The sequence below is a fragment of the Pseudorhodoferax sp. Leaf265 genome (assembly GCF_001422365.1).
Lineage (GTDB): Bacteria > Pseudomonadota > Gammaproteobacteria > Burkholderiales > Burkholderiaceae_C > Pseudorhodoferax.
The window spans coordinates 12,426-31,092 of the sequence record NZ_LMMT01000026.1 but is presented as its reverse complement, the minus strand read 5'-3'; the positions used below and the strand labels follow the sequence as shown (position 1 = coordinate 31,092).

Below are 18,667 nucleotides of genomic sequence, written 5' to 3'. Positions count from 1 at the left end.
ACGGTGAATCCCGCACCCGTGGCGCCCGCGCAAACGCACGCCTGGCGCACCAATTCGTCCAGGTATTCGCTATAGTTGTGCGCAGTAACGCCTTGAAACGCGGGGCGCTGCCGCACCATTTTTTTGCACGAGGTTCGCCATGACCCAGCCCCTGGCCAAGCTGCTCCGCCTCTTCGCGCTCCTCTTGGCCTGCCTGGCCCCGGGCTGGTCCGCCGCCCTGGACAAGCCCTCGGGCGAGGTGGTGCTGACCATCAGCGGCAAGGTCGCCCAGCCCAACGCCGGCCAGCGCGCCGTGTTCGACATGGCGATGCTGGAGAAGCTGCCCCAGCACAGCTTCTCGACCAACACACCCTGGCACTCCGGCCCCACGCGCTTCACCGGCCCGCTGCTGCGCGACGTGCTGGCCGCCGCCGGTGCCAACGGCAGCAAGCTCGTGGCCGTGGCGCTCAACGACTACAAGACCGACATCCCGTTCACCGACGCCGCCCGCTACGAGGTGATCGTGGCCCGGCTGCTCAACGACAAGCCCATGCCCGTGCGCGAGAAAGGCCCGCTGTTCATCGTCTACCCCTTCGACAGCAAGGCCGAACTCAAGGCCGAGACCTTCTACAACCGTTCGGCCTGGCAGCTGCACCAGTTGCAGGTGCAGTGACGCCACCGAACGCACCAGCGACCACCGGGCGCCGCCCGGCCTCTCGCCCCTCCGCATGCCGCGCAGCCAACGCCTCCTGCGCCTGCTGATCGCCAGCCTGGTGCTGGTCTACATCGCCATTGGCGTGCTGCAGTACCGGCAGTACCGGGCGCTGGACGACGTGATGCGCCGCGGCGACATCAACGCGCTGTGGACCTTCGCGCAGCTCAATGTCGAGTACGAGCGCTTCGACCACGCGCTGAACGCCCACCTGCTGGATGCGGTCGCCATGCCGCACAGCCAGCTGCAGCTGCGCTACGACGTGTTCATCAGCCGCGTGGGCGCGGTCGACAAGGGCACGGCCTACGAGCTCATGCGCGAGGATCCGGCCTACCAGCAGGGCATGGAGGAGCTGCGCCGCTTCATCACCGCGGGCGACCAGGTGCTGGGGCCGAACGCGGCGGCGAACCAGCCACGGGCGGCGCTGGAAGCGTTGCGCGAGCAGTACATGGCGATCCGCTCGCCGGTGCGCGACATGTCGCTGGCGGCCACCCAGTCCTCGGGCGAGCTGACCGACCAGCGCAACCGCGAGGTGCAGGCCCAGACCCTGCAGACCGGCATCCTGACCGCCTTCCAGTGCGTGCTGACGCTGCTGCTGGCCGGCGCGATGGCGCGCCAGTTCGCGGCCCGCCAGCGCGCCAGTGCCGAAGCGCTCCAGGCCCAGCGCGAACTCGTGGCCTCGCTCAAGCGCAACGAGGAGGCGCTGGAGGCGCGCGTGCAGGAACGCACCGCCGCACTCGGGGCGGCCAACGACAGCCTGCGCGCCCAGGAAGGCGCGCTGCGCCAGGCCCAGGCGCGTGCGGAGCAGGCCTCGCAGATGAAGTCCGATTTCCTGGCCAACATGAGCCACGAGATCCGCACGCCGCTCAACGCCGTGATCGGCATGAGCCACCTGATGCTGCGCACCGAACTCACGGCGCGCCAGCGCGACTACGTGCGCAAGACCCAGCGCTCGGGCCAGCACCTGCTGGACCTCATCAACGACATCCTGGACTTCAGCAAGATCGAGGCCGGCAAGCTGGAGGTGGAAAGCGTGGACTTCGACCTGCAGAACGTGCTGGACGGCGTGGCCGACCTGGTCGGCGAGAAGGCCACGGCCAAGGGCCTGGAACTGGTGTTCGACACCGAGGGCGCGCTGCTGCCGCGCCGGCTGCGCGGCGACCCGCTGCGCCTGGGCCAGATCCTCATCAACTACGCCAGCAACGCCATCAAGTTCACCGAAGAGGGCGAGGTCGTGGTGCGGGTGCGCCACCAGGTGCTGGCCGATGGCGCCGTGCTGCTGCGCGCCGAGGTGCAGGACACCGGCATCGGCATGACCGAAGAGCAGAGCACACGGCTGTTCCAGTCGTTCCAGCAGGCCGACAGCTCGACCACGCGCAAGCATGGCGGCACCGGCCTGGGCCTGGCGATTTCCAGGAAGCTGGCCGAGCTCATGGGCGGCGAGGTCGGTCTGGAAAGCCGCGAAGGCCAGGGCAGCACCTTCTGGTTCACCGCCAGGCTGCTGTTCAGCCAGCAGGCCGAGACGCCGCGGCTGTCGATCCCCGACCTGCGCGGCCGCCCCGTGCTGGTGGTGGACGACAGCCCGACCGCGCGCGAGATCCTGGGCACCATGCTCGAGCAGATGCATTGCAGCGTGGTCCAGGCCGCCGGTGGCGCCGAGGCGCTGGACCTCGCACGCGCGGCGCAGCAGGCCGGCCGGCCGTTCGAGGTGGCCTTCCTGGACTGGCGCATGCCGGGCATGGACGGCATCGAACTGGCCGGGAAGCTGGCGCGGCTCCCCTCCCCGCCCACGCCCGTGATCGTGACGGCGCATGGCCGCGAGGAAGTGCTGCAGGACGCGCAGCGGGTGGGCGTGGAGCTGCTGCTGGTCAAGCCGGTCAATCCTTCGCTGCTGTTCGAGACCGCGATGCGCGCACTGTCGGTGGCCCAGCCTGTCACCGAACCCGTGCCGCGCGCGGCGCTGCAGTCCGACGCGCCGCACCTGGCGCCGCTGCGCGGCGCGCTGGTGCTGCTGGTGGACGACAACGACCTGAACCGCCAGATCGGCACCGAACTGCTGCAGGCCGTGGGCATCCAGGTCGAGGTGGCCGAGGACGGCCAGCAGGCGCTCGACCGGCTCGCCGCCAGGCCCTGCGAACTGGTGCTGATGGACATGCAGATGCCGGTCATGGACGGGCTGGAGGCCACGCGCGCGATCCGCCGCAACCCGCTGTGGCAGCAACTGCCGGTGCTGGCCATGACCGCCAACGCCATGGCCATCGACCGCCAGCGCTGCCTGGACGCCGGCATGAACAGCCACATCGCCAAGCCGATCAACCCCAACGAGCTCTACGCCCAGCTGCTGCAGTGGCTGCCCCGGCGCGAGCGCGCGGCTGCGGCAGCCACTGCCGCAGCGCCGACGCGGGACACCCCGCTGGCAGACGACGACGCGCTGCTCCGCATCCCCGGCCTGGACGCCGCCGCCGGCCTGCGCCGCGTGCTGCAGCGGCGCAGCACCTACGACGGCCTGCTGCGCCGCTTCGTCGACGGCCAGGCCCAGACCGTCGCCACGGCGCGCACGGTGCTGGCTGCGGGCGACCGCGCGCAGGCCCAGCGCCTGCTGCACACGCTCAAGGGCACGGCCGCCACCATCGGTGCCGGACCGCTGGCCCAGGCGGCCCAGGCGGCCGAGACCATCCTGAGCCAGCCGCTGCGCGACGCGGCCGAGGAAGAACGCCTGCTGGTCGCCTGCGAGACGCTGTGCGCCCCGCTCGTGGCCGCGCTGCGCCAGGCGCTGGTGGCCGACGAAGCAGTCGCCACCCCGACCGCGGTGCAAGAGGTGGACTGGGCCACGGTGCGCCCGTTGACCGACCGCCTGCAGGCCCTGTTGGAGCAGGACGACGCCGATGCCATCGACCTGTTCCAGAGCAACGCCACCGTGCTGCGCCCTGCCCTGGGCGAGCACTACGACGGCATCGCAAACGCCATCGGCGACTTCGACTTCGGCGGCGCCGCGCAGCAGCTGCACAGTGCGCTGCCGGTTGCCGTACGAACCTAGGCCGGCAGCGCCAGCGCGGCAGCCACTTCCGGCGGCGCCTGCACCAGTTCGATCAACACGCCTTCGCCCGCGATCGGGAAGGCCTCGTTGGCCTTGGGGTGCAGGAAGCAGATGTCGTAACCGGCCGCGCCCTTGCGGATGCCACCCGGCGCGAAGCGCACGCCCTGGGCCGTGAGCCATTCCACGGCCTTGGGCAGGTCGTCGATCCACAGGCCCACATGGTTCAGCGGCGTGGTGTGCACGGCGGGCTTCTTTTCGGGGTCCAGCGGCTGCATGAGATCGACCTCGACCTTGGTCGGGCCGCTGCCGATGGCGCAGATGTCCTCGTCCACGTTCTCGCTCTCGCTGCGGAAGTTGCCGGTGACCGTGAGGCCCAGCATCTCGACCCAGAGCTTTTGCAGGCGCTGTTTGTCGGGCCCGCCGATGGCGATCTGCTGGATGCCCAGCACGCGGAAGGGGCGGTGGTTCGTGCTCATGCGTGTTCTTCCTGTTCGATGGAAATGGAGCGGGTGGCGTAGCCCAGCTTGTCCAGCAGCCGGCGGTCGGCATCCGCATCGGGGTTGCCGGTCACGAGCAGCTTGTCGCCGTAGAAGATCGAGTTGGCCCCGGCCAGGAAGCACAGTGCCTGCACCGGCTCGCCCAGCTGCTGGCGGCCGGCGGACAGGCGCACGCGCGCGGTGGGCATGGTGATGCGCGCGACCGCGATCACGCGCACGAAGTCCAGCGGGTCGATGGGCGGCGCATCGGCCAGCGGCGTGCCGGGCACGCGCACCAGGCTGTTGATGGGCACCGACTCGGGATACGGCTCCAGGTTGGCCAGTTGCGCGATCAGGCCGGCGCGGTGCACCGGTGCCTCGCCCATGCCCACGATGCCGCCGCAGCACACGCTGATGCCGGCCGCGCGCACATGGGCCAGCGTGTCGAGGCGGTCCTGGTAGGTTCGCGTGTCGACGATGTCGGCGTAGTACTCGGGGGCGGTGTCCAGGTTGTGGTTGTAGTAGTCCAGCCCCGCGTCGCGCAAGGCCACGGCCTGGTGCTTCTCCAGCATGCCCAGCGTGGCGCAGGACTGCAGGCCCAGGTCCTTGACGGTGCGCACGAGCTCGGCCACCTTCTCGATGTCGCGGTCCTTGGGCGCGCGCCAGGCTGCGCCCATGCAAAAGCGCGTGGCGCCGGCGTCCTTGGCGGCCTGGGCCGCATGGCGGACCTCGTCGACGGACATGAGCTTTTGTGCCTGCACGCCGGTGTCGAACTCGGCCGACTGCGGGCAGTAGCCGCAGTTCTCGGGGCAGCCGCCAGTCTTCACCGACAGTAGCGTGGCCAGTTCGATGTCGCCCGCGGGCCAGTGCGCGCGGTGCACGGTCTGGGCGCGGAACAGCAGTTCGTCGAACGGCAGGTCGAGCAGGGCCTGCACGTCCTCGACGCGCCAGCGCTGCGAGGCTGCGGGTGCTGCCCGGCGCGGCGGCGCGAAGTGCAGGGGCTGCGCTTGCGCGTCCGGGGCGGTGGAGGTCAACAGGGATTCTTGAGGCATCGCGTCCTTCCTGGTTTCAACGGCATCTGCGGCGATTGTGGAAGGCCCTCGCCGCGCCTGGGAAGCTTGCGGCCGCAGAAAGTCGGCCCTTTTTTCATGCCGCCAAGATCGTCCAAATCCACCGGGTCGATGGCAGACGATGCATGGCGTTGTGCCCCCGTTCGCGGCACTTGCGCACGGCCATTTTTGCGGCGCACGGTACTGCCGCGAACGTGCGGCGAACCCCGCGGAACCCAGGCCCGGGCCGCCGGACGATGGGCGCACTTGCGTGCACCCAGCGGCCCGGCTTCAGGCGAACTCGACGATGGGCTGGTCCACGGCCAGGCTTTCGCCCTTGGTGGCCAGCACCTTGCCGACCACGCCGTCGGCCGCGGCGAACAGCACGTTCTCCATCTTCATGGCCTCGATCACGGCCACGCGTTCGCCGGCCTGCACCTTCTGGCCCGGCTGTACCGCCACCTCGACCAACAGGCCCGGCATGGGCGAGAGCACGAAGCGGCTCATGTCCGGCGGCGCCTTGTAGGGCATCAGCTGGAACAGCTCGGCGCCGCGCGGCGACAGCACCAGTGCGTCGAGCTGCGTGCCGTTGTGCTGCACGCGGATCGCGAGCGGGTTCTTGGGCGTACCGCGCTCGACCTGGGCGCTGAAGGGCGCGCCATTGCTGGTACCGGCCAGGCGGATCGCGCCGAGCCGGCTGCCGCTTTCCAGCGCATAGCTGCGCGAGCCGACCTCCACGGTGCTGCCGCCGGTCTGGCCTTCGTAGCTGGTCACGCGCACGGGCGTGGCCTTGTGGTGGCCGTCCGCGCCCAGCGCTACGACCACGAAGTCCTGGCCCACCTTGAGGCCATGGCCCGCCATCTGGCCGCTGATGCCGCTGGCGCGGCCCAGGTAGCGCCGGTTGGCAAAGGCCGCCAGCGCGATCAGGAACTCGGGCTCGTCGTGCGGCACGTCCTCGGCATGGAAGCCATGGCCGTAGTGCTCGGCGATGAAGCCGGTGTTGAAGTCGCCCGCGACGAACTTGGGGTGCGCCAGCAGCGCGGCCTGGAATGGGATGTTGCTGCTGATGCCGCGGATGATGAAGCCGTTGAGTGCTTCCCGCATCTTGGCGATGGCCTCGTTGCGGTCGCGGCCGTGCACGATGAGCTTGGCGATCATCGAGTCGTAGTACATCGGGATCTCGCCGCCGTCCTGCACGCCGGTGTCCACGCGCACGCCTTGCAGCTGCTCGGTGTCGGCCGAGAACATGGTCTCCTGCGGCGGCGCGAAGCGCACCAGCCGGCCGGTGGACGGCAGGAAGTTGCGGAACGGATCCTCGGCGTTGATGCGGCACTCGATGGCCCAGCCGTCGCGCTTCACGTCGGCCTGCGTGAGCGGCAGCTTCTCGCCAGCGGCCACGCGGATCATGAGTTCCACGAGGTCCAGGCCCGTGATGCACTCGGTCACCGGGTGCTCCACCTGCAGCCGCGTGTTCATCTCCAGGAAGTAGAAGTCCTGGTTCTTGCCGACCACGAACTCCACCGTGCCCGCGCTCTGGTACTTCACGGCCTTGGCCAGCGCCACGGCCTGCTCACCCATGGCCTTGCGCGTGGCATCCGAGATGAAGGGCGACGGCGCCTCCTCGATGACCTTCTGGTGGCGGCGCTGGATCGAGCATTCGCGCTCGTTCAGGTAGATCACGTTGCCATGGCTGTCGCCCAGCACCTGGATCTCGATGTGGCGCGGCTGCTCGACGAACTTCTCGATGAAGATGCGGTCGTCGCCGAAGCTGTTGCGCGCCTCGTTCTGGCAAGCCGTGAAGCCCTCCAGCGCCTCCTTGTCGTTGAAGGCCACGCGCAGGCCCTTGCCGCCACCACCGGCGCTGGCCTTGATCATGACCGGGTAGCCGATGTCCCTGGCGATCTGCACGGCGCGCTCGGCCGATTCGATGGCGTCGTTCCAGCCCGGAATGGTGTTGACCTTGGCTTCGTTGGCCAGCTTCTTGGAGGCGATCTTGTCGCCCATGGCCGCGATGGAGTAATGCTTGGGGCCGATGAAGGCGATGCCCTCTTCTTCCACGCGCTTGGCGAATGCCTCGTTCTCCGACAGGAAGCCGTAGCCCGGGTGCACGGCCTCGGCGCCGGTCTGCTTGCAGGCTTCGATGATCTTGTCGGCCAGCAGGTAGCTCTCGCGCGAGGGCGCCGGGCCCAGGCGCACGGCCTCATCGGCCAGCTCGACATGGCGCGCGTCCTTGTCGGCGTCGGAGTAGACGGCGACGGTCTTGATGCCCATCTTCTTGGCCGTTTTGATCACGCGGCAAGCGATCTCGCCGCGGTTCGCAATCAGGATCTTCTTGAACATGTTCCTGTTCTCCGTCTCAGAGGGGGATGTTGCCGTGCTTGCGCCACGGGTTGTCGAGCTTCTTGTCCTTGAGCATCACGAGACTGCGGCAGATGCGCTTCCTCGTCTCGTGCGGCAGGATCACGTCGTCGACGAAGCCGCGCGCGCCGGCCACGAAGGGGTTGGCGAAGCGGGCCTTGTACTCGGCCTCGCGCGCAGCCAGCTTCACGGGGTCGGCCTTGTCTTCGCGGAAGATGATCTCCACCGCGCCCTTGGCGCCCATGACCGCGATCTCGGCGTTGGGCCAGGCGAAGTTCACGTCGCCGCGCAGGTGCTTGGAGCTCATCACGTCGTAGGCGCCGCCATAGGCCTTGCGCGTGATCACCGTGATCTTGGGCACCGTGCATTCCGCATACGCGTACAGCAGCTTGGCGCCGTGCTTGATGATGCCGCCGTACTCCTGGCTCGTGCCCGGCATGAAGCCCGGCACGTCGACGAAAGTGACCACGGGGATGTTGAAGGCATCGCAGAAGCGCACGAAGCGCGCGGCCTTGATCGAGCTCTTGATGTCCAGGCAACCGGCCAGCACCAGCGGCTGGTTGGCCACGATGCCCACGGTCTGGCCTTCCATGCGCGCGAAGCCCACCACGATGTTCTTGGCGTACTCGGGCTGGATCTCGAAGAAGTCGCCGTCGTCCACGGTCTTCGTGATCAGCTCCTTCATGTCGTAGGGCTTGTTCGGGTTCTCGGGCACCAGCGTGTCCAGGCTCAGATCCTGGCGGTCGGCCGGGTCGTTGCTGGGCCGCACGGGCGGCTTCTCGCGGTTGTTGAGCGGCAGGTAGTTGTACAGGCGGCGCAGCATCATGAGCGCCTCCACGTCGTTCTCGAAGGCCAGGTCGGCCACGCCCGAGCGCGTGGTGTGCGTGATGCCGCCGCCCAGCTCCTCGGCCGTCACTTCTTCGTGCGTGACGGTCTTCACCACCTCGGGGCCGGTCACGAACATGTAGCTCGAGTCCTTGACCATGAAGATGAAGTCGGTCATGGCCGGCGAGTACACGGCGCCGCCCGCGCAGGGGCCCATGATCATGCTGATCTGCGGCACCACGCCCGAGGCCATCACGTTGCGCTGGAACACGTCGGCATAGCCGCCCAGCGAAGCCACGCCTTCCTGGATGCGGGCGCCGCCCGAATCGTTGAGGCCGATCACCGGTGCGCCGACCTTCATGGCCTGGTCCATGACCTTGCAGATCTTCTCGGCATGGGCCTCGGAGAGCGCGCCGCCGAACACCGTGAAGTCCTGGCTGAACACGAACACCAGGCGGCCGTTGATCATGCCGTAACCGGTGACCACGCCGTCGCCCGGGATCTTGTTGTCGGCCATGCCGAAGTCCACCGAGCGGTGCTCGACGAACATGTCCCATTCCTCGAAGGTGCCGTCGTCCAGCAGCAGCTCCAGCCGCTCGCGCGCGGTCAGCTTGCCCTTCTTGTGCTGGGCGTCGATGCGCTTTTGCCCACCACCCAGGTGCGCCAGCGCGCGCTTCTTTTCCAGTTGTTCCAGGATGTCCTGCATGTCACTCCTCTAGCGGTTGTGTCTCTTCACGTCGATACGGATGCGCTGGCCAGCAGCTGGCGCGCGGCGGTGGATGCGGCGATGCGGCCTTCGGTGACGGCGGCCACCATGTCGGGCAGCTGCCCGCGCACGGCGGGGTGGGCGCGGAAGGCCTGCTTGAGGCCGGTCTCGATGCGTTCCCACATCCAGGCCAGGGCCTGCTTCTGGCGCCGGCTCTCCAGCCGGCCATTGGCGGTCTGCAGCGCGCGGAAGTGTTCGACCTTCTCCCAGAAGCGGTCGACGCCTTCGTTGCGCAGGGCGCTCAGCTGCATGGCGCGCGGGCGCCACAGGCTCTCGTCGTGGTGCGCATGGCCGGCGTTGCCGTGCATGCCCAAGAGGCGCAGCGACGAGGTGATCTGCGCCTGCGCGCGCGTGGCGGCGTCGGGGTCGATGTCGGCCTTGTTGATGACCACGAGGTCGGCGATCTCCATCACGCCCTTCTTGATGGCCTGCAGTTCATCGCCGGCGTTGGGCAGTTGCAGCAGCACGAACATGTCGGTCATGCCGGCCACGGCCGTCTCGCTCTGGCCCACGCCCACGGTCTCGACGATGACCACGTCGTAGCCGGCGGCTTCGCAGACCAGCATGGCTTCACGCGTCTTCTCGGCCACGCCGCCCAGCGTGCCCGACGACGGGCTGGGCCGGATGTAGGCGCGCTCGTGCACGGAGAGCTGCTCCATGCGCGTCTTGTCGCCCAGGATGGAGCCGCCCGAGACGGTGGACGAAGGGTCGATGGTCAGCACCGCGACGCGGTGGCCCTTGGCGATCAGGTACAGACCCAGGGCCTCGATGAAGGTGCTCTTGCCAACGCCGGGCACACCCGAAATGCCCAGGCGGAAGGCGCGGCCGGTGTGCGGCAGCAGCGCGGTCAGCAGTTCGTCGGCCTGGGCGCGGTGGTCGGCACGGGTCGACTCCAGCAGCGTGATGGCCTTGGCGATGGCGCGGCGCTGGGCAGTGCCTTCGCCGCGCAGCAGCGGCTCGGTCCAGGGGATGGATGGCATGTTCACAGAATGTCGAAGGCGCGGCCGTCGGGCAGGCGGTAGCGGGAGAAGTCACGCACGTCCATGGTCATGATGCGGGTCACGCCGGTCTCGCCCGCCAGCCAGACCAGCGAGGCATCGGCCAGGTCCATCTCGCTGCGCGGTGCGGTGGTGTAGCGCTGCATGAGCGGCACGAAGTCCGTCAGTGCCTCCTGGCCGAACGGAAAGACGGCCACGGCCCCCTGTCCCAGCCACTGCAACAAGGTATAGCGCTGCGGCGGCGACACGAGGTAGCTGGCTTCGACCACGCAGGGCCAGGTGGTCGACAGGGCCCAGCGCTCCAGCGAAGCCAGTTGCAGCAGATCGTGGTAGCGCTCGGCATGCGGCTGTTGCCGGCCAAACGCCGCCACCATCGCGCTGGCGTCAATCAGCGCTGAGGCCATGCTTGGCGCGGAGCTTGGCCACCAGCGCGGCGCGTGAGGCTTCCGTGTCGTAGGGCTGGTCGCTGCCTTCGAAGGCGTTGGCCACCGGCTGGTAGTCCGGGCGCTGCTCTTCCACCTTGAGCTGCTGCATCAGGGCGTAGGGGTCCTTGCGGTTGAGCGCACGCTCCACCGCGTCGATGATGAACTGCGACTTGGTGATGCCCTGGCGCTTGGCGGCAAGCTCCAGTTCCTTCTCCAGCAAGGGATCCATGCGAACGGATACAGCCATGGCGAACTCCGAAAATACGGTATTACCGTATCACAAAACAGCGGTTGTCGCCTTGCGGATCTGCTCCAGCACATCCTTGGCACTGGCCGGAATCGGCGTGCCGGGGCCATAGATGCCTTTCACGCCGGCGTCGTACAGCATCTCGTAGTCCTGCCGCGGGATCACGCCGCCGACGAACACGATGATGTCGTCCGCACCCTGCTTCTTGAGCTCTTCGATGATGGCCGGCACCAGCGTCTTGTGGCCGGCCGCCAGCGTGGAGACGCCTACCGCGTGCACGTCGTTCTCGATGGCCTGGCGCGCGCACTCCTCGGGCGTCTGGAACAGCGGGCCCATGTCCACGTCGAAGCCCAGGTCGGCAAACGCCGTGGCCACGACCTTGGCGCCGCGGTCGTGCCCGTCCTGGCCGAGCTTGGAGATCATCACGCGCGGGCGGCGGCCCTGCTCTTCGGCGAAGGCGTCGATCTCCTTCTTGAGCGCATCCCAGCCCTCGGCCGAGTCATAGGCCGCGGCGTAGACGCCGGTCACCTTCTGCGTGTCGGCGCGGTGGCGGCCGAAGGACTTTTCCAGCGCGTCGCTGATCTCGCCCACCGTGGCGCGTGCGCGCACGGCGTCGATGGACAGCGCCAGCAGGTTGCCGGTGTTGCTCTCGGCCGCAGCCGTCAGCGCGTCCAGCGCGGCCTGCACCTTGGCGCCGTCGCGCGTGGCGCGGATCTTCTCCAGCCGCGCGATCTGGCCGTCGCGCACCTTCATGTTGTCGATGGACAGGCTGTCGATCGCGTCTTCGCTCTGCAGCTTGTACTTGTTGACGCCGACGATCACGTCCTTGCCCGAGTCGATGCGTGCCTGCTTGTCGGCCGCGGCGGCCTCGATCTTGAGCTTGGCCCAGCCCGAGTCCACGGCGCGCGTCATGCCGCCCATGGCCTCGACCTCCTGGATGATCTCCCAGGCCTTGTCGGCCATGTCCTGCGTCAGCTTCTCCATCATGTAGCTGCCGGCCCAGGGGTCGATCACGTTCGTGATGTGGGTCTCTTCCTGGATGATGAGCTGGGTGTTGCGCGCGATGCGCGCGCTGAACTCGGTCGGCAGCGCGATGGCTTCGTCCAGCGCGTTGGTGTGCAGGCTCTGCGTGCCGCCGAACACCGCGGCCATGGCCTCGATGGTGGTGCGCACCACGTTGTTGTAGGGGTCCTGCTCCGTGAGGCTCCAGCCCGAGGTCTGGCAGTGCGTGCGCAGCATCAGGCTCTTGGGGTTCTTGGGCTCGAACTCCTTCATGATGCGGTGCCACAGCAGGCGCGCCGCGCGCATCTTGGCGACTTCCAGATAGAAGTTCATGCCGATGGCCCAGAAGAAGGAGAGCCGGCCCGCGAAGTCGTCCACGTTCAGGCCCTTGGCCAGCGCGGTTTTCACATACTCCTTGCCGTCGGCCAAGGTGAAGGCCAGCTCCAGCGCCTGGTTGGCGCCGGCTTCCTGCATGTGGTAACCGGAGATCGAGATCGAGTTGAACTTCGGCATGTGCTTGGCCGTGTACTCGATGATGTCGCCGATGATCCGCATGCTCGGCTCGGGCGGGAAGATGTAGGTGTTGCGGACCATGAACTCCTTCAGGATGTCGTTCTGGATGGTTCCGCTCAACTGCGCCTGCGAGACGCCCTGCTCTTCCGCCGCCACCACGTAGCCCGCCAACACCGGCAGCACGGCGCCATTCATGGTCATGGACACGCTGACCTTGTCCAGCGGGATCTGGTCGAACAGGATCTTCATGTCCTCGACCGAATCGATCGCCACGCCGGCCTTGCCCACGTCGCCCGTCACGCGCGGGTGGTCGCTGTCGTAGCCACGGTGCGTGGCCAGGTCGAAGGCCACCGACACGCCCTGCCCGCCCGCGGCCAGCGCCTTGCGGTAGAAGGCGTTGGATTCCTCGGCCGTAGAGAAGCCTGCGTACTGGCGGATGGTCCAGGGCCGCACCGCGTACATGGTGGCCTGTGGGCCGCGGATGTAGGGCGCGAAGCCGGGCAAGGTGTCCGTGTACTGCAGACCCTGCAGATCGGCCGCCGTGTAGAGCGGCTTGACGGTGATGCCATCCGGCGTGAGCCAGTTCAGCGCGGCCAGATCGCCGCCCGGCGCGGATTTGGCGGCCGCCTGTGCCCACTTCTGCAGATCGGCTTGATCCAGTGCCATATTGCTTGTCCTCTTGTATTGCAGCCTCGCAATGTTCGCAAAAGAGCAACGTCTACGCAACAAGTGAAAGTGCAATCATTGCAAACCTCACCTGCAATGATGCAAACTTTGCGAATATGGCCAAAGCATTCATGGGCGTGCACCTCAAGACGCTGCGCGAGCAGCGCGGCCTCACGCAGGCCGCGCTGGCGCAGGCGCTCAAGGTGTCGGCCAGCTACCTGAACCAGATCGAGAACAACCAGCGGCCGCTCACGGTCAACGTGCTGTTGCGCCTGCAGTCGGCCTTCGGCATCGATCTGCAACTGTTCTCCGAAGACGCGCAGACGCGCCAGCTGGCCGAACTGCGCGCCGTGCTGGCCGAGGGGCCGGACGCCGGCACGGTGCCGCAGGCCGAAGCGCAGATGCTGGCCCAGCAGTTGCCGGCCGTCTCCAAGGCCATCCTGGCGCTGCACAAGCGCGTGCGCTCGGCCGAGGAGCGGCTGGGCCTGATCGCCGAGAGCAGCGGTGGCGAGGGCTCGGCGGCCGGCACGCCGCTGCAGCCCTACGAGGAGGTGCGCGAATTCTTCTACGCGCGTCACGAGCCGCTGGCCCAGCTGGACGAGCGCGCCGAGCAGGTCTACGCCCAGCTGCAGGACAGCTTTCCACCGCCGCGCACAGCCAGTGCCGGCAACCTGTTCGCGGCACTGGAGCAGCGGCTGCGGCGCCTGCACGGCATTGCCGTGCGCTGCGAGTCGGGCTCCTCCATGGCCGAGCAGCCGCTGCGCAGCTTCGACCCCGCCAGCCGCACCATCACGCTGGCCGCCGGCCTCAGTCCGGCCCAACAGGCCTTCCAGCTCGGCGTGCAGCTCGCGTTCTTCGAGATGGGGGCCACGATCGACACCTTCATCCAGGCCAGCGAGTTCAGCACCGATGAGGCGCGCGCACTCGCGCGCATCGGCTTTGCCAACCACTTCGCCGGCGCGCTGGTCCTGCCCAACCGCATCTTCCAGGAGGCGGCTGAAGAACTGCGCTACGACATCGACCTGCTCAGCGAGCGCTTCGGCGTCGGCTTCGAGACCGTGGGCCACCGGCTCTCCACCATGCGCCACCCGCATGCGCAGAGCATCCCGTTCTTCTTCGTGCGTGTGGACCGGGCCGGCAACATGTCCAAGCGCCAGTCCTCGGCCGACTTCCACTTCTCGCGCACGGGCGGCACCTGCCCGCTGTGGAACGTCTACGAGGCCTTTTCGCAGCCCGGCAAGATCCTGACCCAGCTCGCCCGCATGCCGGACGGCCGCACCTACCTGTGGATCGCGCGCACCGTGGAGCACCGGCGCGGCGGCTACGGCACGCCGCACCGCATCTTCTCGGTGGCGCTGGGCTGCGACGTGCGCCACGCCAGCCGCCTGGTCTACGGCGACGGCCTGGCCGCCGACGCGGCCGAGCGCGCCGTGCCGATCGGCTCGGGCTGCAAGGTCTGCGACCGCGAGAACTGCGTGCAGCGGGCCTTCCCAGCCATGGGCCGGCCGCTCAGCATCGACCCGAACGCGCGGCGCTTCGCGCCCTACGCACCGGCCGGCTGAGGGGCGAACACCGCAGCTGCATGGGCCCGGCCTGCGGGTTTTTCATAATTATGAATTCAGAATAATGAATTCCAATCCCTTCCCAACCATGTCCGCTGTCCTCTCGCCCCGTCCCCTGTACGAAGACGCCGCCGAACTGCTGCGCCAGCGCATCCTGGGTGGCGACCTGCCGCCCGGCAGCTGGATCGACGAATTGCGGCTGGCCGAGCAGTACGGCATCAGCCGCACGCCGCTGCGCGAGGCACTCAAGGTGCTCGCGGCCGAAGGCCTGGTCACGATGAAGCCGCGCCGCGGCGCCTACGTCACGGAGGTGCCCGCCGCCGACCTCGACAAGCTGTTCCACCTGCTGGCCTTGCTGGAAGGCGATGCCGCGGCCGCCGTCGCGCGCCTGGCCACGCCGGCCGAACTCGACGAGCTCGACGTGCTGAACGCCAGGCTGGAACAGGCGGTGGACGACGGCCCAGCGTTCTACACGCTCAACGTCCAGTTCCACGCCCGCCTGCTGGCCCTGACCGGCAACCCCTGGCAGACCCAGCTCGTCAATGACCTGCGCCGGCTGATCCAACTGGCCCTGGTCGGCTCGCTCGGCACGGCGGGGCGCATCCAGGATTCGCTGCGCGAGCACCGGTCGCTGCTGCAAGCCCTGCGCCGGCGCGACGCCGAGGGCGCGACAGCGCTCATGCACGACCACATGCGCGGCGCCCTCGCGGCGGCGCGCCAACGTTCCTCCCTATGAAACAAGCCATGTCTTCTCCTGCATTCATGGACACCGACACGCTGCCCCTGCGCGGCATCAAGGTGCTCGAGCTCTCCCACATGATCATGGGCCCCATCACCGGCATGGTGCTGGCCGACCTGGGCGCCGAGGTCATCAAGGTCGAACCGCTGGAGGGCGACAACACGCGGCGCCTGAAGGGCTCGGGCATCGGCTACTTCCCGGTGTTCAACCGCAACAAGCAGAGCCTGGCGGTGGACCTCAAGTCCGCCGACGGCCAGGCCGTCGTGCGCCGGCTCGCGCTGCAGGCCGACATGCTGCTGGAGAACTTCCGCGACGGCGGCCTGGCCCAGTACGGGCTGGACTACGCCGCGCTGTCGGGCGAGAACCCCGGCCTGATCTACGTCTCGCTCAAGGGCTTCCTGTCCGGCCCCTACAAGCAGCGCACGGCGCTCGACGAGGTGGTGCAGATGATGGGCGGCCTGGCCTACATCAACGGCGCGCCGGGCCAGCCGCGCCGCGTCGCGCCCTCGGCCAACGACATCCTGGGCGGCACCTTCGGCGTGGTCGGCGCGCTGGCCGCGCTGCACGACCGGGCGCGCACGGGCCGTGGCCGCCACATCCGCTCGGGCCTGTTCGAGAACAACCTGCTGCTGGTGGCCCAGTTCGTCGCCCAGTACCAGCTGACCGGCCAGGCGCCCCAGCCCCAGGGCGGCGAGCGCAAGCCGCCATGGGGCGTGTACGACATCTTCGACACCACCGACGGCCGCGTCTTCGTGGCGGCCGTCAGCGACGCGCAATGGCGGGCCTTCGCCCGCCGCTTCATGCCGCCGCAATGGGGCGAGGACCAGCGCCTGGCCACCGCCGTGGGCCGCGAGGCCGCGCGCGCCTGGCTGGTGCCCGGCATCGCCGAAGTGCTCAAGGACTGGAACACGGCCGATCTGTGCCGTGCGCTGGAAGACGCCCAGATCTCCTTCGGCCCCGTGCGCGAACCGCACGACATGGTCAACGACGTGCACCTGCGCCAGGGCGGCGCGCTGCTGCCCACCGACCTGCCCGACGGCGGCCACATCGACGCCGCGGCCCTGCCGATCGAGTTCGACGGCATGAAGGCCGGCAAGCGCCACGACCCACCCGGCATCGGCGCGCACACGCGCGCCGTGCTGCGCACGCTCGGCTACGACGAAGCCCAGGTCGAGGCCATGCTGGCCGCCGGCACCGTGCGCGGCTGAGCCCCGACACCACCACCCGGCCCGAAGAGGAGACAAACCACATGCAACGCCGCACCCTGAACCTGCTCGCATTCGCCGCCGCCCTGGGCGCCGCCGCGCCCGCCATCGCGCAGACGCCCGGCTACCCGAGCAAGCCGATCCGCATGATCATTCCGTCCACGCCCGGCGGCGGCACCGACTTCATCGGCCGCCTGCTCTCCACCAAGCTGGCCGAGATGAACGGCTGGTCCATGGTGCCGGACAACAAGCCCGGCGCCGGCACCGCGCTGGGCCTGGCCGAGGCCGCGCGCGCCAGCCCGGCCGGTTACGACCTCGTGGTCGGCCAGACCGACAACGTCTCGTTGATCCCGCTGCTGCTCAAGGTGGCCTACGACCCCATCAAGGACCTCACGCCGGTGGCCCTGGTCGCCACCACGCCCATGATCCTGGTCGTGCCCGAGAACTCGCCCTACAGGAGCCTGAACGACATGGTGCAGGCCGCCAAGGCCGCGCCCGGCACCGTCAGCTACGGCACCTCGGGCACGGGCGGCGGCGCCCACATCAGCATGGAGCTGCTGCAGGGCGCGGCCGGCTTCAAGGCCCAGCACGTGCCCTACAAGGGCTCGACACCGGCGCTGGCCGACGTGATGGGCGGCCACCTCGCGATGGCAGCCACTTCGATCTCCTCGGCCACCACGCTGCTCAAGTCCGGCAAGATGCGCGCGCTGGCCGTGACCTCGCCCGGGCGCGTGGCCGCCGTGCCCGATGTGCCCACCGTCGCCGAGGCCGGCCTGCGGCATGCCGACTTCGTGACCTTCTACGGCATCTTCGCGCCGGCCGGCCTGCCGCAGCCGCTGCTGCAGCGCCTGAACGCCGACTTCAACAAGATCCTGGCCATGCCCGACGTGCGCAGCGCGCTGCAGGGCAACGGCCTGGAGCCGCAGCCCATCTCCGCCGAGGAGTTCGCCGCCATGGTCAAAGCCGACATCCAGAAGAACCGCGCCGTGATCCAGAGCGCCCACATCAAGGTCGAGTGAACACCATGGCGAACGACACCGTCACCGTCTGCGAGGTCGGCCCGCGCGACGGCCTGCAGATGGCGCGCGACATCCTGCCCACCGAGGTCAAGCTGCGCTGGATCCGCCAACTCGCGCAAGCCGGCCTGCGCGAGATCGAGGTCGGCAGCTTCGTCTCGCCCGAGCGCGTGCCGCAGATGGCCGACACCGCCGCCGTGGTCCGCGGCGCCCTGGCGATCGAAGGCCTCACGGTCTGCGCGCTGGCCGGCAACCTGCGCGGGGTGGTGGCGGCCCACGCCGCCGGCGCCCACGTGGTCGCGATCCCGATCTCGGTCAGCGACACGCACAGCCGCGCCAATGTGAACAAGGGCACGGACGCCCAGATCGAGATGGTGCGCTCGGCCGTGGACTGGGTGCGGGCACAGGCGCGCCCCATGCGCATCGACGTCGCCGCTGCCACCGCGTTCGGCTGCTCCATGGAAGGCCAGGTGCCGCTGCAGCGGGTGGTGGACGTGGCCGCGGCGCTGGCCGCCACGGGCGCCGACACCATCGCCCTGGCCGACACCGTGGGCTACGCCAACCCGGCCCAGGTGCGTGCCACGGTGCGCGCCGTGCGCGCCGCCGTCGGTCCGCGCCTGTCCAAGCTGCACCTGCACGACACCATGGGCATGGGCCTGGCCAATGCCCTGGCCGGCCTGGACGAAGGCATCCGCGCATTCGACAGCTGCCTGGGCGGCCTGGGCGGCTGCCCCTTCGCACCGGGCGCATCCGGCAACATCGTGACCGAAGACCTGGTCTTCATGCTCGCCAACATGGGCCATGCCACCGGCATCCGGCATGCGGCGCTGGTCGCGGCCCGCCAGCTGCTGGCCGACGCGCTGCCCGGCGAGACGCTGCGCGGTGCCACGGCCGTGGCCGTGCTGCCACGCAGCTTCGCCGGCTGAGCAGCCAGCGCATACACGCCCGGCCCCGTCGCGCGCCGCGGCAGATTTGCTACAAACGGTGCCACCCGCAGGCCCTGCGGTCACCGTGCGCACAAGTCCTTGAGGCAAGATGTGTCGGCGGCGGCAGGAGCCATGCGCACCACCTCGCCGCCAACGGAGCCATTGC

15 protein-coding genes are annotated in these 18,667 nt (G+C 68.9%); 7 read left to right on the top strand and 8 right to left on the bottom strand.

Annotated elements, in window-relative coordinates:
- Positions 1-139: 139 nt before the first annotated feature.
- Both ASF45_RS21105 and ASF45_RS21100 read left to right on the top strand, forming a co-directional pair.
- Positions 140-652 carry a molybdopterin-dependent oxidoreductase gene (locus ASF45_RS21105; protein ID WP_056667422.1) on the top strand — a complete coding sequence of 171 codons (513 nt, stop codon included), beginning with the start codon at positions 140-142 and terminating at the stop codon, positions 650-652.
- A 55-nt stretch (positions 653-707) separates the two neighbouring features.
- Entirely contained in the window at positions 708-3,728 is a 3,021-nt protein-coding gene (locus ASF45_RS21100; protein WP_056667419.1) for a response regulator, read from the top strand.
- Here ASF45_RS21100 and ASF45_RS21095 read toward each other — a convergent pair.
- The 8 genes from ASF45_RS21095 to scpA all read right to left on the bottom strand — a co-directional run bounded on the left by ASF45_RS21095 (position 3,725) and on the right by scpA (position 13,053).
- Positions 3,725-4,204 (bottom strand): VOC family protein, encoded by a 480-nt coding sequence (locus ASF45_RS21095; protein WP_056667417.1) that lies wholly within the window; start codon positions 4,202-4,204, stop codon positions 3,725-3,727. The two genes, ASF45_RS21100 and ASF45_RS21095, sit on opposite strands and share 4 nt — an antisense overlap.
- The gene (gene bioB / locus ASF45_RS21090) at positions 4,201-5,256 is read right to left on the bottom strand and encodes a biotin synthase BioB (RefSeq protein ID WP_056667414.1); all 1,056 of its coding nucleotides are present in this window, start codon (positions 5,254-5,256) and stop codon (positions 4,201-4,203) included. Before bioB ends, ASF45_RS21095 begins: the two co-directional genes overlap by 4 nt.
- A 288-nt stretch (positions 5,257-5,544) precedes the next feature.
- Positions 5,545-7,593: an acetyl/propionyl/methylcrotonyl-CoA carboxylase subunit alpha gene (locus ASF45_RS21085; RefSeq protein WP_056667411.1), complete on the bottom strand. Its 2,049-nt coding sequence runs from the start codon at positions 7,591-7,593 to the stop codon at positions 5,545-5,547.
- A 16-nt stretch (positions 7,594-7,609) separates the two neighbouring features.
- Positions 7,610-9,142: an acyl-CoA carboxylase subunit beta gene (locus tag ASF45_RS21080; RefSeq protein ID WP_056667410.1), complete on the bottom strand. Its 1,533-nt coding sequence runs from the start codon at positions 9,140-9,142 to the stop codon at positions 7,610-7,612.
- Between the two features lie 26 nt (positions 9,143-9,168).
- Positions 9,169-10,182, bottom strand: a complete 1,014-nt coding sequence (gene meaB / locus ASF45_RS21075; protein WP_056667408.1) for a methylmalonyl Co-A mutase-associated GTPase MeaB — start codon at positions 10,180-10,182, stop codon at positions 9,169-9,171.
- A 2-nt stretch (positions 10,183-10,184) separates the two neighbouring features.
- The gene (locus ASF45_RS21070; protein WP_156473123.1) at positions 10,185-10,604 is read right to left on the bottom strand and encodes a PIN domain-containing protein; all 420 of its coding nucleotides are present in this window, start codon (positions 10,602-10,604) and stop codon (positions 10,185-10,187) included.
- Positions 10,585-10,872: a hypothetical protein gene (locus tag ASF45_RS21065; RefSeq protein ID WP_156473122.1), complete on the bottom strand. Its 288-nt coding sequence runs from the start codon at positions 10,870-10,872 to the stop codon at positions 10,585-10,587. Before ASF45_RS21065 ends, ASF45_RS21070 begins: the two co-directional genes overlap by 20 nt.
- A gap of 30 nt (positions 10,873-10,902) precedes the next feature.
- Positions 10,903-13,053 carry a methylmalonyl-CoA mutase gene (gene scpA, locus ASF45_RS21060; protein ID WP_056667396.1) on the bottom strand — a complete coding sequence of 717 codons (2,151 nt, stop codon included), beginning with the start codon at positions 13,051-13,053 and terminating at the stop codon, positions 10,903-10,905.
- Positions 13,054-13,169: 116 nt separating this feature from the next.
- Here scpA and ASF45_RS21055 point away from each other — a divergent pair, with 116 nt between their 5' ends.
- The 5 genes from ASF45_RS21055 (at position 13,170) to ASF45_RS21035 (ending at position 18,501) form a co-directional block, all read left to right on the top strand.
- Positions 13,170-14,615 (top strand): short-chain fatty acyl-CoA regulator family protein, encoded by a 1,446-nt coding sequence (locus ASF45_RS21055; protein WP_200932186.1) that lies wholly within the window; start codon positions 13,170-13,172, stop codon positions 14,613-14,615.
- Between the two features lie 88 nt (positions 14,616-14,703).
- Complete coding sequence (locus tag ASF45_RS21050; RefSeq protein ID WP_056667393.1) at positions 14,704-15,351, top strand: GntR family transcriptional regulator; 648 nt, start codon at positions 14,704-14,706, stop codon at positions 15,349-15,351.
- Positions 15,348-16,562, top strand: coding sequence for a CaiB/BaiF CoA transferase family protein (locus ASF45_RS21045; protein ID WP_369802152.1), 1,215 nt, complete (start codon positions 15,348-15,350; stop codon positions 16,560-16,562). The genes ASF45_RS21050 and ASF45_RS21045 overlap by 4 nt, the downstream gene beginning before the upstream one ends.
- 41 nt (positions 16,563-16,603) lie before the next feature.
- Positions 16,604-17,578 carry a tripartite tricarboxylate transporter substrate binding protein gene (locus ASF45_RS21040; protein ID WP_056667387.1) on the top strand — a complete coding sequence of 325 codons (975 nt, stop codon included), beginning with the start codon at positions 16,604-16,606 and terminating at the stop codon, positions 17,576-17,578.
- Between the two features lie 5 nt (positions 17,579-17,583).
- Entirely contained in the window at positions 17,584-18,501 is a 918-nt protein-coding gene (locus tag ASF45_RS21035; protein ID WP_056667450.1) for a hydroxymethylglutaryl-CoA lyase, read from the top strand.
- Positions 18,502-18,667 lie beyond the last annotated feature (166 nt).